Below are 15,749 nucleotides of genomic sequence, written 5' to 3'. Positions count from 1 at the left end.
CACGTAAGCAGTTGTGCTGCGGAAAATGGATTCCACGAGGTGAAAATATGAAACTAGCATTGGCAAAGATTGTTTTAGACGAAGAATGGTATGAGGTGGTCCAATCGGAAAAAGGGCTAGTGTATTTTGGTCGGCAGCAGGATCATCATGAATTACTCAAATTCTTTCCATTGGCTGAAATCAGTAGTATAGCTGACCTTGATCCAGTAATTGAAACGCAGCTGCAAGCTTATTTTGCAGGGGAACCAGTGACGTTTACTTTTGCGTTTGATTTTGTAGGGACACCGTTTCAACAAACCGTTTGGCAAGCACTGACCCAAATTCCTTATGGTGAAACCACTACGTACAGTGACTTGGCGCTGCGCATTCAACGTCCGACCGCTGTCCGAGCTGTCGCCAACGCAGTGGGGCGTAACCCAATGATGATCGTGGTTCCTTGTCATCGGGTGTTAGGAAAAAACGGCCGCTTGACGGGGTATCGGGGCGGGTTAGCAACCAAACGCCGACTACTGCAACTGGAAGGGATTCCGTTTAAAGAATAAGGAAAGTAAACTATTTATAGTAAAAAATACTAAAAAGCAATTTCATTTCCTTTTTTCTCTGGTATAATAAAATTGATTCCGGTTACAAGAAGGGGTGGAGGAAATGAACATCGTTGATTTGCAAAATGGTTCTGATATTCGAGGGATTGCGATCGCAACAGAAAAAGAACAGGTGACGCTGACGGAGCAAGCGGTTCGGCAAGTTGCTTCGGGCTTGCGCAACTGGTTGGAAACAAAGGGCAGCGGACCTTTTCGCGTGGCGGTCGGTCGTGACAGTCGCTTGAGTGGCGAAGCACTGCAAGAAGTGTTGATGGCACAGCTGCAGCAAGAAGGCGTGGCAGTGATCGATTGTGGCTTGGCAACGACACCAGCCATGTTTATGAGCACACAGTTTGCGGATTTCGACTGTGATGCTGGTGTGATGCTGACAGCGAGTCATTTGCCTTATTACTTTAATGGAATAAAAATTTTCAGCCGCCAAGGCGGTGCCGAAAAAATGGATATCCACTATATTTTGACCCACACTACCGTTCATGAGGCAGCGGAAAAAGGAAGCTATCAGCAAAAAGACCTGCTGACGCCTTATGCCCAAGATCTACTGCAAAAAATTCGCCAAGGGATGGGAACCAATGAGGAAAAACCTTTGGCTGGATTAAAGATCATTGTTGATGCAGGCAATGGTGCCGGCGGCTTTTTTGCTGAAAAAGTGTTGCTGCCGCTAGGGGCAGATACGAATGGCTCGCAATTTTTAGAACCGGATGGGCATTTTCCCAATCATATCCCTAATCCAGACAATAAAGAGGCGATGGCAAGTATTCGTGAAGCCGTCTTACGAGAACAAGCCGATCTAGGCATTATTTTCGATACCGATGTCGACCGCTCGGCTGTCGTGACCAAAAGCGGTGAGCCCTTGAACCGCAACAATATGATTGCTGTATTAAGCAAGATCATCTTAGCGGAACACCCTGGCACGCGTATCGTCACTAATTCACCAACCTCTAATCATTTAAAAACCTTTATCGAAGCACTGGGAGGGCAGCAAGTACGCTATATTTCTGGCTACCGCAATGTGATCAACAAAGCGATTGAATTGAATGAAGCAGGACTGGACACACAGTTAGCCATCGAAACCAGCGGGCATGCCGCGTTTAAAGAAAATTTCTTTTTAGATGACGGGGCGTACGTGATCGCCAAGCTCTTGATGATGCTGCCACAATTGCAACAGCAAGGCACGACACTGGATGAGCTGATCGCGGCGTTGCAACAACCCGCCGAGACCCAAGAATTGCGCTTTGCGATCCAAAAAGCCGACTATCAAGACTATGGTCGCCAAGTGATCGCGGATTTAGCCGATCATTTGCTGCCAGGCTGGCAGATCGATCCAGAAAATGAGGAAGGCATTCGCATCAACTTGACAGCGCCCTATGGCCAAGGCTGGTTCTTGCTGCGAATGAGCTTGCACGAACCACTGCTGGTGCTGCAGATCGAAAATGATGAAGCGGGTCATCTACCGGCAGTCGTTCAAGCAATCGGTCGCTTCCTATCGCAGTATGAAGCCATCGATCAAAGTAAACTGACACAGTTTTTAGCACAGCAACCAAAAATTTGAAGAAAAGCAGGGAACTAAAATGGTGATCTTGATGCTGCTGATCATGGCAGTGACGTATGGTGTGAATTTTTTCTTGTTTCGTTATTTGAACAAACGACCAAAAATCGATGTCGTTGAACGGTTATCAATGCTATTAGGTGTCAACATGAGTGTGCTTTTTTTCGATGGGATTTTATTGTTTATCGGAAAACTACTAATTGAGACTGTTGAGATCATCGAGTAACCTAGTCGTCCGTTTTTTGTTTGCCTCTTCACTGATTCCTCAGGACAGTGAAGAGGTTTTTTAGGGTTTGCTAAAAACGGCGATTAATGTTCGCATTCGTTTTTGATATTTGATAAAGTAAAGAGGAGAAAATTACACAAAGTGAGGGAATTCACGGATATGGCAAAAATAATGGTAGTAGAAGATGAAGCGGTGATTCGCCAACTGATTATCGAAGAACTAGAAAAATGGCAGTTTGAGACCTTTGGCACGACGGATTTCCATCAAGTGTTGACTGACTTTGAAGAACAAGAGCCCCAACTGATTTTACTGGATATCAACTTGCCGGTTTTTGATGGCTACTATTGGTGTCAAAAAATCCGCGAAGCTTCCAAAGTACCAATCATTTTTATTTCTAGCCGCAATACCAATATGGATATGATCATGGCCATGAATATGGGAGCGGACGATTTTGTGACAAAACCTTTTGAGATCGACGTTCTGATTGCAAAAATCAATGCGCTGCTGCGCCGTTCCTACAACTATGTAGAAAGTAGCAGTGAAACGTTAGTGCATAACGGTTTGACCCTCAATATCGACAACAGCAGCATGTATATCAATGGCGAAAGCATCGATCTTAGCAAAAACGAATACCGCCTGTTGTATATTTTGATGAAAAATCACGGCAAGATTTTAAGTCGGGAAAAACTCTTGCGGGCCTTATGGGATGACGAGCGATTTGTAGACGACAATACCTTGACGGTCAATATCAATCGTTTGCGACGAAAAATCGAACAAGCGGGGATGAACGGCTACATTGAGACCAAGGTTGGTCAAGGGTATATCGTACCATGACAAAGTGGCGGGTTTTGCGCAGTTTTTTGAAAGATCGTTGGCTGCTGTTTATTGGCTGGCTGGTCTTTTTCGTGTTGACGGTCTTAGTTTTTTGGCTGACTCCTCATTCCCCGATGGATTGGGGTACAGTCGGCTATCTCTTTTTGATGCAAAGTGTCTTGATGGTGTTCTTTTTAGCAATCAGCTACTTATCTAAGCGGCGTTTTTGGCAAAAAATCACCCCCAAGCCCGGAGACAGCTTGCTGCAAAACTACTTGCAAGGAGCACGCTCGGCGGAAGAAGAACGGATCGAATCCTACATCAATCAGTTGATCCGAGAGCACCAAGAATTGATGCAGCAAGTCGTCAGCAATCAAGAAGAACAAAAGGAATACATCGATTCGTGGGTCCATGAGATCAAAGTCCCTTTAGCTGCATCACGATTGCTTTTGCATTCGATCGAATTTGATATTCCCGATGAAAAATTCATCTTACTAGAAAATGAATTGAACCGCATGAACGAATACGTCGAGCAAGTCTTGTACGTCGCCCGCTTGGACAGCTTTTCAAAAGATTATCTGGTCCAAGAAATTTCATTGAAAGCCGTCATCCAGCCAGTTTTACGCAGTCAGGCCAATTATTTTATCCAAAAGAACCTGCACTATGCCGTTGAAGGCGAGGATCAGCAAGTGTTGACCGATGAAAAATGGCTCGGCTTTATCTTTCGACAGCTGGTCAGCAATGCCGTGAAGTACACACCACAAAATGGGCAGCTGACGATTCTGATCGAAAAAGATGCCCAAGGGACCTATCTCCACTTGCAAGATAGTGGGATCGGCATTCCTAAAGAAGACATGCGGCGCATCTTTGATAAAGGCTTTACGGGCGAAAATGGGCGCCAAACGGACACCCACTCGACGGGATTGGGGCTCTTTTTAGCGAAAAGTTTGGCGAAGGAATTAGGCATCGAGCTAACGGCTTCGTCGACAGTTGGAAAAGGAACCACCATGACGCTGTTCTTTCCGTTGTTGAGTTATTATGAGGAAAAACGCTAATCTGCTTTTTTTCGAGTATCTTTTTGTGTTTTTTGACAAAAATCACTTGTCCCTAGAACGTTTTCACTGATACACTAAAGCCTGTGTTTAAAATTGAATGGTAAGGATGAATGAAATGGAGATACTCGTTGCATTAGTACCAATGTTTGCGTGGGGCAGCATTGGTTTAGTAAGTGCCAAACTTGGCGGGGATGCGAACCAGCAAACGCTAGGAATGACGATTGGTGCCTTTTTCTTTTCGCTGGTCGTATTTTTTGTGACGATGCCAGTGATTGATGGAAAGGTGATTTTGATCGGTCTTTTGTCTGGTCTTTTTTGGACCGTCGGTCAAAACGGTCAATTCCATGGCATGAAATATTTAGGTGTGTCTGTTGGACTGCCGCTTTCAACCGGCATGCAGCTGATTTTAAATACGGTCGCCGGTGCATTGTTTTTTGCGGAATGGACCCAGACCCGCGATTATGCATTAGGTGTTAGCGCATTGATCTTATTGGTGATCGGGGCTTATCTGACCGCTCGCCAAGATGGTGAAAGTCCGGTAGAAGCCGGCAGCAAGATGCTTGATTTTCCTAAAGGATTTCGGGCATTGATCTCATCCACGATTGGGTACGGCGCCTATACGATTTTGATTACTTGGGCAGGATTGGACCCCTTGGCGATCATTTTGCCACAAAGTGTCGGGATGCTGATCGGTGCCAGCCTATTTGCTTTAAGAAAGACGAAGGTCGACCGTTTTGTAGGGAAAAATACCTTGTCAGGATTGTTATGGGGCATCGGCAATGTCTGCATGCTGATCACGGTTCAGCAAGTCGGACTAGCGGTGGGCTTCTCATTGTCGCAGATGGGAATCATCATTTCAACGCTAGGCGGGATTTTTATTCTCGGCGAAAAGAAAACCAAAAAAGAACTGCGGTATGTGGTGATTGGTTGTCTGCTGGTGATTATCGGCGGTGTTTTGCTGGGGTATATGAAAGCAACATAAACGTATATTTTTGAGGAGGAGTTATGGATTTATTTCGAAAAAAAGTCATACAACGGGAAAGTGTGACGAATTTAAAAAAAGAGTTGAAGTTAAAAGATTTGATTATGTTGGGGATCGGCGCCATTATCGGCACAGGTATCTTTGTTGTTACAGGGACTGCTTCTGCTGAGTATGCCGGACCGGCATTGATTCTTTCCTTTGTTGTAGCTGGTATCGTTGTTGTGTTATCAGGGCTTTCTTTTGCGGAATTTGCTTCTCGGATCCCTGTTTTAGGGGGCGCCTATTCGTATCTGTATGTCGTTTTTGGTGAATTTACCGCGTGGCTGGCAGGCTGGTTTTTGATTTGCGAGTTCTTATTGGCCGTTTCTTCGGTGGCATCTGGCTGGTCAGGCTATGTGCAAGGCTTCTTGGCCAGTGCGGATATCCATTTACCAACCGCTTTGACGGGCGGTTATGATCCAAGCAAGGGGACCTACATTGATCTGATTGCTGGTTTAGTCATTATTTTCGTAACCTTGTGGGTCAGCCAAGAAGCGAAAAAAGCGTTACGTTTGAACAATGCTATGGTATGGGTCAAATTCGGCGTGATCCTCTTGTTTATCGTCTTTGGTGCCTTTTTCGTGGAACCAGACAACTGGCAGCCCTTTATGCCCTTTGGTTTTTCAGGCGTTTTTAATGGTGCAGCGTTAGTTTTCTTTGCTTTTCTTGGCTTTGATGCCGTCGCAATGGCAGCGGAAGAAGTCGAAGATGCCAAGAAAAATGTCCCTCGAGGAATCATTGGTTCCATTGCGATCGCAACAGTCCTCTATATCATTGTCACACTGATCATGACGGGAATCGTGCCGTTTGCGGAATTAGGAGTCAATGACCCGGTGGCTTTTGCAATGCGTTATGTTGGGCATGGGGTTGTCGGATCAATCATTTCTGTGGGTGCGATCTTGACCTTATTAACAGTGACGATCGCTATGATGTACTCCTTGGCGCGTCTGTTATATGCCATCAGTAAAGATGGGTTATTGCCAAAAGCGATGCAAGCCATTGATCCAAAGCATCAAACACCAAAGAAAGCGACCTACATCGCGGGTGTTTTTGCTTTCTTCTTTGCGGCAGCTTTCCCATTGAATATCTTGGCAGAATTGACCAACATTGCGGCATTGTCGTATATGATCTTAATGTCCTTAGGAATCATCAAGCTGCGGAAGATGATGGGCCCACCTGCTAAAGGCGAATTCAAAGTACCACTGGTACCGTTATTGCCTTTGTTGTCCGTTGCCAGCTGTCTCTTCTTGATGACCCGTCTACAAACGGCGACCTGGATCGTTTTTGGGATCTCCTTAGTGATCGGAATCGCGATCTATTTTGTATATGGCTATCGTAACAGCGAATTAAATGAGGAAATTGACGAATAGGATTGTGAAAAGGCAAAGACCCGGATGCGGTTTTTGTCTTTTTTTATGTAAATATAGCCGAGCTTCCTATAAGCAGCGTTTTAGGAGGCTTTTTTTGTTATTCAAATAGTGGTCATTTCTGGTGCTGATCATTGCAACGACAGTCTTTCTTGATCAAAAGTCCTCTATGAATCTGCTTTTTTTGAGAAATTTTCCAAATGACAGATTCGCTAAAGGTTCATCCAGTATGCTTTTGTTAGAGAAAAAAAGAGAGGATGTTGGCAATTGAATTATATGAAACGGGCATGGCTGAGTGTGACGAGAAAGCGAGGAAAATCTGCAATATTGCTTGCTGTTATTCTAATTTTAGGAAATGTGATCGCTGGCGCAATTGCGGTCAATCAGTCGACTCAAAATGTCGAAAAGCAGATCAAAAACCAATTAGGTTCCCTCGCAACGATCGATATCGACTATGAAGCCTTGATGGCAAATAGTGAGGGCGGCGCAAGTATGGAGGAGATTCAGCCGCTGCCGGAGGAGCTGATCAAACAAATTGGCGAGCGCTCGGAAGTCAAACAGTATGACTATTTGCGAGAAGCATCGATTGCTGTTGATAAATTCAAACCCTATAGTTTTAGACCAGAAGTTGAAAACGAGAATATCATGGTTTCTGGAGGTATGGATTCTTGGGTCTATTTAACAGGAACCAATCTCTTACAACCGTTGGATTTTGAAGAAGATACGGTGAATTTAACACAGGGACGCTTCTTTACAGAAGAGGAACAGCGTACCGGAAAACGTGTAGGGTTGATTTCTGAAGAGGTGGCTCAGGAAAACGGCTTGACCGTTGGTGACACCATGGTGTTAGATGGACAGTTTATCGATTATTCATCTGGTGGAGATCCAGAAAAACAAAAAGGCAATGATTATCCTATCGAAATCGTCGGGATCTTTAAAAATACCAGCTTAGAAAAAGCGAATGAACAAGGACAAGAGGGGGGAGTCAGCTCGTTTGCTTTTGATGATCGTCCCTTCAATCGGATCTATATGCCAAATGATGCTGTGAAAACGATTGTTGAAGAGGAACGTGCGGGACAGCAAGCGGCGTTTCCATCGACAGATTTCGGTTCTGATAAGGAGTTCTTTACCCCGCAATTTATTTTGAATCAACCAGAAGATGCAGAACAATTCAAACAAGAGGTGACACCACTCTTGCCAAATGGCTATAAGGTCAATGCTTCTACGGATGAGTATGACCGTGTGGGAACCAGTATGAATCGCTTATCACAAATTTCCTCGTATGTCGTAGTGATTGCGGTGATTGCTTCCTTGATTATTATCTCCTTGATCATTGTGTTGTTTACCCGTGATCGTAAATATGAGTTAGGCATCTACCTTTCGTTAGGTGAACGCCGGAAATACGTTTTTGCACAGATCGTGATCGAACTCCTGTTGATTGGTGTCAGTGCAATGCTGATCTCCTTGGTTACAGGGAATATGCTGGGCAAGATGGTTTCTGAATCTTTGTTAGCCAGCAGTATGCTAGAGGCAAACCAAGCAGGGATGGAACAATTCTTTGTGGGTGCACCAAAAATCGACCAAGCAACGATCAACGAGGCGTTTCGCGTTCAATATACCCTTTCTTATGTGATCGCCTTTTTAGCGACTGGGATCGTGACGATCTTGCTTTCGGCAGTGGTGCCGCTGTTGTATATTTTACGGTTGAATCCGAAAAAAATCATGCTGTAAGGAGCGATGAACATGGCAATTTTAGAAACCAAAGACATGACGTATTACTACCAAGATGGCGAGAATCGCCGGAAAATTTTAGATAAAACCAATATCTCCTTTGAAAAAGGCAAATTTTATACGATCTTAGGAAAATCAGGCTCAGGAAAGACCACCTTTCTTTCCTTGATCAGTGCATTGGATCAGCCAACCGACGGGGAAGTATTTTTTGAAGAAAAAAATATCAAAACGATCGGTTATGAAGAATATCGCCGCAACAAAATCAGTTTGATTTTTCAAAGTTATAACTTGATCCCTTATTTAACGGCTTTAGAAAATGTCCTTGTTTCAATGGCGATTTCAGACAACAAACTCCCGGATCAGCACGATCAAATTGCGTATCGTTTGCTGGACTATATCGGCATCAATTCCACGAAAGCCGATCGTTTCGTCAATCAGCTTTCCGGTGGGGAACAGCAGCGGGTCGCCATCGCTCGTGCTTTAGCGACCAACGTTGATATCATTTTAGCCGATGAACCTACCGGGAATTTGGATGAAGGCATGGAACAAGAAATCGTGGATATTTTTAAAGAACTAGCGGCGATCCACAACAAGTGCATCATCGTAGTGACCCATTCGACCGAGATCGCCAAGCAGTCAGATCAGACTTTTTACTTAAAAAAAGGTGCGTTGACGGCCTATGAGTGATTTTTTATCGAAGTTTGAAGAAGAACCGAAACAGCCAGACAAGGAATCAGCAGCAGCCGAAGTACCTTCTTCCCGTGCTTCCCGCAAAGAAAAAGGTTCAGCTTCTTTAGAAGAGGGGATCGAACATGATCCCTCCTTCAAAAAGAAGCGGCGAAAAAAACGATTGCTAGGGTTAGCTGCCTTGCTTGGACTCTTTATACTCAGCGGCTTTTTATTTTTCCAATTGGCGTATGTCCGGTTGGATAACTTTGTGGACAAAGAGATCTCAGAGGTCAGAGAATGGGCAGCGGAACATGGTCTTGCGGTTGATGTCACACCAGCCTATGATGAAGCCCCAGCCAATCAAGTGATCGCCCAAGCAGAAGCTGCCAGAAGTCGAGTCAGAAAAAGAAGCACCCTGCATCTAACCGTGAGCCAAGGACCTGATCCAGAAGAGAAATTGGCATTGCCAGACTTTATGGAAATGACGAGGGACGAGGCAGCAGAGTGGATCGAAAAAAATCAAGCAAGCAATTTGACGATCGTCGATGAATACCACGATGAGATCGAGGAAAAAGCACCGATTCGAGTAGAATTTACCAATAAAGAAGTCTCACGAGAGAACTATCATCGTCGAGATGTCGGACGAGTCTTTTATTCCAAAGGCGAAGAAACCTTTGAAAAAGATATTGAAGTACCAGACTTTAGTGATAAAACCCGTGCAGAGGTAGAAACATGGGGGAAAGCCCATGAGCTGGAGCTTGAAGTCAAAGAACAGGCTTCGGATACTGTGGAAGAAGGCAAGGTCATTGAACAAAGCGTGGCACCAAAAGAAAAAATCGCGAAACGGGATGCGTTTCAAGTAACGATTTCCCTAGGGAAAGGGGTCACCGTACCAGACTTTTCAACGATTTTACCAGATGATGCCCAGGCCGCTGTTGAGGGTGTCACTGTGCGGATGCGGATGCAGTTTACTCAGAGTCTGCCCTATGGACAATTGATCTCGCAAAGTGAGACCGCCGGGACCGTCTTAACCAGCAAAGATGACAAAGGCATTGAAGTCGTCTATTCGGCAGGTCAACCTTATATCAAAGATTACCGTCGAAGCGAGATCCTTGAAGGGGATCTGCAAAAACTCTTCTTTGATGAATTCCGTTCAAAAGGGGCGAACATCAGCTATCAAGTCCGTTATGTCAATTCAGCAGAACCCTACGGGACAATCGTGGGGATGAGCAAGTTCAATCAGTTTTTACCGTTAGAAGATACGATTACCTTCGATATCAGCTTAGGCAATCAGACAGCCCCAGCGGCATCTGATTCTGAATAGTCGCTTTCTTTTTTAGTCAACCTGCAAAAGGAGGAAACCCATGCGTCATCAAGAGAATTTTCAAGACCTTAGGAAAAAGCTGTTTGTGTTTTTACTAAGCGGTATGGTAGCATTGTTGCTACACATGTGGATTCATCAATCCAGCGAACACGTGCGGATCGTTTCAACAGAACGTTTTATTGGAGAACAATTGGAATGATCCTACAGGAATGATTATGCTTACCGAAAAGTGATTGAAAAAAGAAATGATGAGTGCAAAAGGGGGACTGACCAATGCGGATTTTATTCGTAGAAGATGAGCCATCGATCGCAGAAGCTGTTGCCAGCTTATTGAAGAAACAACATTATTCCGTCGATTTGGCCTTTGACGGCGAAACCGGATTAGATTATGCAGCGAGTGGTGTATATGACATTCTCGTTTTGGATATCATGCTGCCCAAAATCGATGGAATCACATTGCTAAAGACGTTACGCAAGCAAAATATTCGCACGCCGATCATTATGTTGACGGCCAAAAGCGAAGTCGATGACAAAGTACTCGGCTTGGATGCAGGGGCAGATGATTACTTGACGAAACCCTTTCAAATGAAAGAGTTGCTGGCACGGATTCGTTCGCTAGGCAGAAGAAAAGATTTGGATTATCAAGAAGACCAGTTAGCCTTTGGCAACGTGGGCTTAGATCGTAATGAGCTGCAGTTAGCCACGCCTAGCAATCAAGTGGTGTTGTCACCCAAAGAAATGAAACTGATGGAACTGTTCTTATCTAGACCCAAAGTGATCTTATCAAAAGAAACCATCATCAATAAAATTTGGGGCTTTGATCCCGATGTGGAAGAAAACCGCGTTGAAATCTATGTGTCTTTGCTGCGGAAAAAACTGACGCTGCTTGAAGCGGATATCGGCATTCGCACGATCCGCAATGCGGGGTATATTTTGCAGAGCAAGGAGCCGCCATGTTAAAAAAATTGCGAAATAAAATGCTGTGGTTCAATATGGCGTTGATCTCAATCATTGTCTTAGGTGCCTTTACCTTTATCTATATTTTGAATGCCACCCAAATTGAAAACGAGATCCAATCATTGATCTCGCAAGAAGCAAACACCCTAGCTGCGGTACCTTTGGATGAGGAGGAAGTGCGGCAATCACTGACAGAGCCTGAGTATCCAATGATGTTGACCATCACGAATAGTACCAGTGAGCTCAGAGAGATCGCTCTACTTGACATTAGCCAAATGGATGTCGTGATTCAAAGTATTGATGAGAGCGTCGATCAAAACGAGCTTTATGAAGCCTTGGTCGATGCAGCGGCGAAACAAGGGGAGATTCCTAACGAAGTGAAGGTGAATGGTCGAAATTGGCGGTATGCGCTCTTTTTAGTGACTTCTTTCAATCAATACTCAATCGATTACGATGCAATAGGGGAATATTCCACCAGTATCAATAATTACGAGCCATTTTATCAAGTGCTGTTCTTTGACGTCACCGACTACAAAACCAGTCTAAGCAACTTAAGAAACACGCTTTTGCTCATCGGCGTTTTAGCTTTAGCCAGTATTTATATCGCTAGTTTTTATGTGGCCAATCGAGCCTTGCGACCGGTGGAACTGGCTTGGCGCAAACAAAAAGAGTTTGTTTCTAACGCTTCCCATGAGTTGAAAACACCACTGGCGATCATTCAAGTCAATGCTGAGGTATTAGCTGGCAGTCCAGAAGAAACCTTGGAAAGCCAAATGAAATGGCTGGAAAACATTCAGTTAGGTTCCGAACGGATGGATGAGCTAGTAAATAGCTTATTGATGTTGACCAAATTTGAAAGTGCCGAGCAAGAAATGGTGCGTTCGGTGATCGATGCCAGTCAAGTCGTGCAAAGTGTTTATCAAAGCATGGAGGCGATTGCGCTGGAAAAAGGGATCCACTATCAGGAACAGATCTCTAAACAGGTGCGCCTTGAAAGCAATGAGCAAGCCTTGCGGCAATTGACCATGATATTGGTAGACAATGCCTTGAAATACACGCCCGCTGGAGAAACAGTCACAGTGGCCCTAATCGAACGGCAACGAAAGACAGTGCTGCAAGTCTCCAACAGTGGTTGTCCGATCCCCGAAGAAAAAATTCCCTATGTCTTTGACCGCTTCTACCGCGGGGATCCTTCTCGCAACCATCAAGACGGTGGCTATGGGTTAGGTTTAGCCATCGCCAAAGCCATCACAGAAATGCTGCAGGCGCAAATCAGTTTGACGGTGGATCAAGACGGCGTCAATCATTTTGAAGTTTCATTTCATTGAGATTGGATCGCTGCTTTCACTTAAATAAAATTTTTCAAAAAAAGAGGACTCCATGAATGGAAGTCCTCTTTTAATAGGTGAAATTTACTTGTTGCTAGTTAAATCCAATAAGCGGTCTTTCAAGTCTTCTTCTAGATGACCCAATTCCACTTCGGCAGCACGACGTTTTTCTTTTCCTTCTTTTTGGATCCGTAATGTTTCTTGGATCGTTTCCACAAGGTCGTTTTGTGTTTTTTGCAATGTTTCGATGTCGACGATGCCGCGCTCGTTTTCTTTCGCTGTTTCAATAGCAGAAACTTTCAACATTTCTGAGTTTTTCTTCAATAGATCATTGGTGGTCTCAGAAACTTGGCGCTGTGCCGTAACTGCATCTTTTTGACGCAATAAAGTCAAGGCAATGACCACTTGGTTTTTCCATAGTGGGATCGCTGTATTGACAGAAGCTTGGATTTTTTCTGCTAACGCTTGGTTCGTGTTTTGGATCAGGCGAATTTGCGGTGCCTGTTGGATCGTGATTTGACGTGCCAAGCGCAAGTCATGGGTCCGTTTGTCTAAACGATCTAGGAATTGCGTGTAATCGTTGGCGATCTGTACGTCCATTTGATCATTCGTTTCTTCTGCTTTTTTCATGGCTTCAGGAATGATTTTGGTTTGCAATTCTTGCATCTTCAACTCGCCAGCGGCAATGTAGATGTTCAATGCATCGAAGTAATCTTTGTTCTTTTGATACAACTGTTCCAACATCAGGTTGTCTTTTAGCAAACCGTCTTTTTCTTTATCCAATTTGACGGCGATCTTGTCGATTTGGGCACCGATTTTTTGATATTTAGCGGTGATTTCAAAAATGGATTGTTTTACTTTACCAAACATCCGCTTGAATAAGTTGCCTTCACCTGCACGCAGTTCATCTGGATTAGCTTCTTGCAAGCGATACATCAACTCAGTCAATGAGTCGCCCACAGGGCCGATATCAGCTGCTTGGACATGGTTCAACATAGATTGGGAAAACTCCCCAAGTTTGGTTTGGGCAGCTGCACCATAGGTGATGACTGCTTGCTGGTCAGTTGCATCGATCTTGCTGGCTAATTCTTGGGCCTGTGCTTGACGCTCTGGCGGTAATTTGTCAATCAAACGCGGTGCTGTTTGCTGTTCTTTCAGCTGACTGATCTCCGCTTGTTGAGTAGTGGTCAAAGTGTCGACAGGGGTTGAAAATGGGTTGTTCAATAAATCGTCAAGCGTATCCGTTACGGGTTTTACTTGATTTGGTGTGTCACTCATAATAACTCCTCCTAATAATTGTCTGCTTTCGAAAAAAATCTAGCCTGGGCTAGATTTTTTTTTAGATTCTTTTTTTGTTGCCAATCAGAATCTATCCCTATTCATTATCTCGTTTTATGCTTTGTTTGGCAATGGATAACTCAATATCCATGTCATCAAGATCGTCTGCTACAAATTGGGAGTAGTCTTTGGCGATCAAGGAAGCCATTTGCTCGATAATTTGTGTGCTTTCTTCGATTTTATCATAGGTCTCACGACTTTTGATCTCATGGCTATTGATTTCAATGAACTTATCGGTCAAATCGACCATATTGGGCAAGTGGGTATAAAGGAAATGACTTGCCAAAGGCAGTTTAGTTGGTTCTTTTACGAGTTCTTTGAAAAGAGCTTTTGAGGCACGCAAGGCATCGTGACGCAAGTCAATGGCTTTTAACTTGTTATTGCTAGTGATATTTTTTTGGTATTTATCGATTTGGTGTTTCGTCTGATTCATCGTTTCACGGAACAATTCGATCTCACGAGCAGTCATTCCGCTTTTCAAGTAATGGGCTTCTCGTTCTCTCGTTAAAGAAGGCAAAACTTGTGGATCCGCTGCCGGAACTTTACGTCCTCTGATACCGACGTAGACTAAAATCGCACCGACGATTAATAATAGGCTCGCAAATGAATCGCCTACTACGTTAAAAATAATACTGATGAGGACGATCGCACCAACGATCAGCCAGATGTTTTTTTTCATTTTTCCTCCTCCTAAAAATCTCTTGGACAAGTAGATTGGGTTATTCGACATCTTTATTTTAGCATGTTCACTAAAAGAAAAATATCAGACTTGGGGTGGATTTTCCGATTTTTAGTAAATTCATAAGCTTTCTTGCTATTTCTTAAGAAGATATTTTTTCTAAATTATGCTAAAGTGTTTGATAGATAAGACGTATGAGGAAAGTTAGGTGTCGATAGATGTTAGAATTTAAAGATTTTGAAGAAAAAACGATCCAACGGAATGAAATTTTCCATGGCAAAATCATTGATGTGGTGGTTGATGATGTCTCCTTGCCCAATGGTGGAACCAGTAAACGCGAACTAGTCTTCCACCCAGGTGGGGTGGCCGTGATCGCCTTGACGAGTGAGAACAAAATGCTGTTCGTTCGCCAATTCAGAAAGCCATTAGAGCGAGTGATTTTAGAGATACCAGCAGGCAAAATCGATCCAGGAGAAGGCGCACGTCCAGATTTGACTGGCGCCCGGGAATTGGAAGAAGAGACTGGCTATCGCGCAAAAACGCTAGAGCATGTTTCTTCTATGTACCTTTCACCAGGATTTGCGAATGAAATCTTGCACGTCTATTATGCGAAAGAGCTGGAAAAAGTGGCAAATCCCTTACCGCAAGACGAAGACGAAGTGCTGGAAGTCTATGAATTGAGCTTAGAGCAAGCACAAGCCGCTATCGCTGATGGAACGATCTGTGATGCGAAGACCGTGTTTGCGATCCAATTTTGGGAGTTGCTGGAATTGAAACGGAGGAACGGACTTGCCTAAAGAACCATTGATCACCCGCAGTGAACTTCGACGCCGACGCGAAGAAGAACAAGCGGCGTCTGAACGTAATCAGCAAATCGTAGAAAAGCAAAGCAAGAAAGAATGGAAACAAAAAGAAAAACAAATTGATAACCACTACCGAAAAGTGCGCAAGAAAAACAAAGAAATCACGAAGACCCGTGCCGGTGAGAACCAGAAATCTCGGGATCTGAACCGTTTTTTAATGAAAGCCATTGTGATCGTCACTTTATTGTTAGTCGTCGTCGGTTTGGCGATCTTTTTGTTGTGATTCATCT

General features: G+C 44.1%; 17 protein-coding genes. 15 read left to right on the top strand and 2 right to left on the bottom strand.

Going from position 1 to position 15,749, the window contains the following annotated elements; all coding sequences use genetic code 11:
- Positions 1-47 precede the first annotated feature (47 nt).
- From IGJ26_RS14640 to IGJ26_RS14580, 13 genes are all read left to right on the top strand, one after another.
- Positions 48-542 (top strand): methylated-DNA--[protein]-cysteine S-methyltransferase, encoded by a 495-nt coding sequence (locus IGJ26_RS14640; RefSeq protein WP_005233483.1) that lies wholly within the window; start codon positions 48-50, stop codon positions 540-542.
- 103 nt (positions 543-645) lie between these two features.
- A complete protein-coding gene (locus IGJ26_RS14635; protein ID WP_005233485.1) occupies positions 646-2,151 on the top strand; it encodes a phosphoglucomutase in 1,506 nt (501 codons plus the stop codon).
- Between the two features lie 19 nt (positions 2,152-2,170).
- On the top strand, positions 2,171-2,374 hold the full coding sequence (locus IGJ26_RS14630) for a hypothetical protein (protein ID WP_005227790.1): 204 nt from the start codon (positions 2,171-2,173) through the stop codon (positions 2,372-2,374).
- A gap of 159 nt (positions 2,375-2,533) precedes the next feature.
- Positions 2,534-3,208, top strand: coding sequence for a two-component system response regulator SapR (sapR, locus tag IGJ26_RS14625; RefSeq protein ID WP_005227794.1), 675 nt, complete (start codon positions 2,534-2,536; stop codon positions 3,206-3,208).
- Complete coding sequence (gene sapS / locus IGJ26_RS14620; protein WP_016612971.1) at positions 3,205-4,242, top strand: two-component system sensor histidine kinase SapS; 1,038 nt, start codon at positions 3,205-3,207, stop codon at positions 4,240-4,242. The genes sapR and sapS overlap by 4 nt, the downstream gene beginning before the upstream one ends.
- 115 nt (positions 4,243-4,357) lie before the next feature.
- A complete protein-coding gene (locus tag IGJ26_RS14615; protein WP_429968830.1) occupies positions 4,358-5,224 on the top strand; it encodes a GRP family sugar transporter in 867 nt (288 codons plus the stop codon).
- Between the two features lie 23 nt (positions 5,225-5,247).
- Positions 5,248-6,633: an APC family permease gene (locus tag IGJ26_RS14610; protein ID WP_429968829.1), complete on the top strand. Its 1,386-nt coding sequence runs from the start codon at positions 5,248-5,250 to the stop codon at positions 6,631-6,633.
- 273 nt (positions 6,634-6,906) lie between these two features.
- Positions 6,907-8,361 (top strand): ABC transporter permease, encoded by a 1,455-nt coding sequence (locus IGJ26_RS14605; RefSeq protein WP_429968908.1) that lies wholly within the window; start codon positions 6,907-6,909, stop codon positions 8,359-8,361.
- Positions 8,362-8,373: 12 nt separating this feature from the next.
- The gene (locus IGJ26_RS14600) at positions 8,374-9,048 is read left to right on the top strand and encodes an ABC transporter ATP-binding protein (protein ID WP_008379303.1); all 675 of its coding nucleotides are present in this window, start codon (positions 8,374-8,376) and stop codon (positions 9,046-9,048) included.
- The gene (locus tag IGJ26_RS14595; RefSeq protein ID WP_005233507.1) at positions 9,041-10,354 is read left to right on the top strand and encodes a PASTA domain-containing protein; all 1,314 of its coding nucleotides are present in this window, start codon (positions 9,041-9,043) and stop codon (positions 10,352-10,354) included. Before IGJ26_RS14600 ends, IGJ26_RS14595 begins: the two co-directional genes overlap by 8 nt.
- Positions 10,355-10,394: 40 nt before the next feature.
- Entirely contained in the window at positions 10,395-10,553 is a 159-nt protein-coding gene (locus IGJ26_RS14590) for a hypothetical protein (RefSeq protein ID WP_005233508.1), read from the top strand.
- 74 nt (positions 10,554-10,627) lie between these two features.
- A complete protein-coding gene (locus IGJ26_RS14585; RefSeq protein WP_016612966.1) occupies positions 10,628-11,314 on the top strand; it encodes a response regulator transcription factor in 687 nt (228 codons plus the stop codon).
- Positions 11,308-12,639, top strand: coding sequence for a sensor histidine kinase (locus IGJ26_RS14580; protein ID WP_144331042.1), 1,332 nt, complete (start codon positions 11,308-11,310; stop codon positions 12,637-12,639). Before IGJ26_RS14585 ends, IGJ26_RS14580 begins: the two co-directional genes overlap by 7 nt.
- 84 nt (positions 12,640-12,723) lie before the next feature.
- Here the strand turns inward: IGJ26_RS14580 and IGJ26_RS14575 are convergent, their stop codons facing one another.
- Complete coding sequence (locus tag IGJ26_RS14575) at positions 12,724-13,917, bottom strand: toxic anion resistance protein (protein ID WP_005233515.1); 1,194 nt, start codon at positions 13,915-13,917, stop codon at positions 12,724-12,726.
- 97 nt (positions 13,918-14,014) lie between these two features.
- A complete protein-coding gene (locus tag IGJ26_RS14570) occupies positions 14,015-14,656 on the bottom strand; it encodes a 5-bromo-4-chloroindolyl phosphate hydrolysis family protein (protein ID WP_008379306.1) in 642 nt (213 codons plus the stop codon).
- A gap of 218 nt (positions 14,657-14,874) precedes the next feature.
- On the opposite strand from IGJ26_RS14570, the gene IGJ26_RS14565 reads away from it, so the two are divergent.
- Together IGJ26_RS14565 and macP are read left to right on the top strand one after the other, a co-directional pair.
- Positions 14,875-15,453 carry an NUDIX hydrolase gene (locus IGJ26_RS14565; protein ID WP_008379307.1) on the top strand — a complete coding sequence of 193 codons (579 nt, stop codon included), beginning with the start codon at positions 14,875-14,877 and terminating at the stop codon, positions 15,451-15,453.
- On the top strand, positions 15,446-15,742 hold the full coding sequence (gene macP / locus IGJ26_RS14560) for a cell wall synthase accessory phosphoprotein MacP (RefSeq protein ID WP_005233519.1): 297 nt from the start codon (positions 15,446-15,448) through the stop codon (positions 15,740-15,742). The genes IGJ26_RS14565 and macP overlap by 8 nt, the downstream gene beginning before the upstream one ends.
- Positions 15,743-15,749: the final 7 nt, after the last annotated feature.

The organism is Enterococcus sp. AZ095a (assembly GCF_050546735.1).
Lineage (GTDB): Bacteria > Bacillota > Bacilli > Lactobacillales > Enterococcaceae > Enterococcus_D > Enterococcus_D entomosocium.
The sequence above is the reverse complement of the archived record's forward strand: the minus strand, read 5'-3'. Positions and strand labels throughout refer to the sequence as shown.

Excerpts from the sequence above, each read along its gene's own strand:
- IGJ26_RS14640 (WP_005233483.1), top strand. The coding sequence starts at position 48 with ATGAAACTAGCATTGGCAAAGATTGTTTTAGACGAAGAATGGTATGAG.
- IGJ26_RS14635 (WP_005233485.1), top strand. The coding sequence starts at position 646 with ATGAACATCGTTGATTTGCAAAATGGTTCTGATATTCGAGGGATTGCG.
- IGJ26_RS14630 (WP_005227790.1), top strand. The coding sequence starts at position 2,171 with ATGGTGATCTTGATGCTGCTGATCATGGCAGTGACGTATGGTGTGAAT.
- sapR (WP_005227794.1), top strand. The coding sequence starts at position 2,534 with ATGGCAAAAATAATGGTAGTAGAAGATGAAGCGGTGATTCGCCAACTG.
- sapS (WP_016612971.1), top strand. The coding sequence starts at position 3,205 with ATGACAAAGTGGCGGGTTTTGCGCAGTTTTTTGAAAGATCGTTGGCTG.
- IGJ26_RS14615 (WP_429968830.1), top strand. The coding sequence starts at position 4,358 with ATGGAGATACTCGTTGCATTAGTACCAATGTTTGCGTGGGGCAGCATT.
- IGJ26_RS14610 (WP_429968829.1), top strand. The coding sequence starts at position 5,248 with ATGGATTTATTTCGAAAAAAAGTCATACAACGGGAAAGTGTGACGAAT.
- IGJ26_RS14605 (WP_429968908.1), top strand. The coding sequence starts at position 6,907 with ATGAAACGGGCATGGCTGAGTGTGACGAGAAAGCGAGGAAAATCTGCA.
- IGJ26_RS14600 (WP_008379303.1), top strand. The coding sequence starts at position 8,374 with ATGGCAATTTTAGAAACCAAAGACATGACGTATTACTACCAAGATGGC.
- IGJ26_RS14595 (WP_005233507.1), top strand. The coding sequence starts at position 9,041 with ATGAGTGATTTTTTATCGAAGTTTGAAGAAGAACCGAAACAGCCAGAC.
- IGJ26_RS14590 (WP_005233508.1), top strand. The coding sequence starts at position 10,395 with ATGCGTCATCAAGAGAATTTTCAAGACCTTAGGAAAAAGCTGTTTGTG.
- IGJ26_RS14585 (WP_016612966.1), top strand. The coding sequence starts at position 10,628 with ATGCGGATTTTATTCGTAGAAGATGAGCCATCGATCGCAGAAGCTGTT.
- IGJ26_RS14580 (WP_144331042.1), top strand. The coding sequence starts at position 11,308 with ATGTTAAAAAAATTGCGAAATAAAATGCTGTGGTTCAATATGGCGTTG.
- IGJ26_RS14575 (WP_005233515.1), bottom strand. The coding sequence starts at position 13,917 with ATGAGTGACACACCAAATCAAGTAAAACCCGTAACGGATACGCTTGAC.
- IGJ26_RS14570 (WP_008379306.1), bottom strand. The coding sequence starts at position 14,656 with ATGAAAAAAAACATCTGGCTGATCGTTGGTGCGATCGTCCTCATCAGT.
- IGJ26_RS14565 (WP_008379307.1), top strand. The coding sequence starts at position 14,875 with ATGTTAGAATTTAAAGATTTTGAAGAAAAAACGATCCAACGGAATGAA.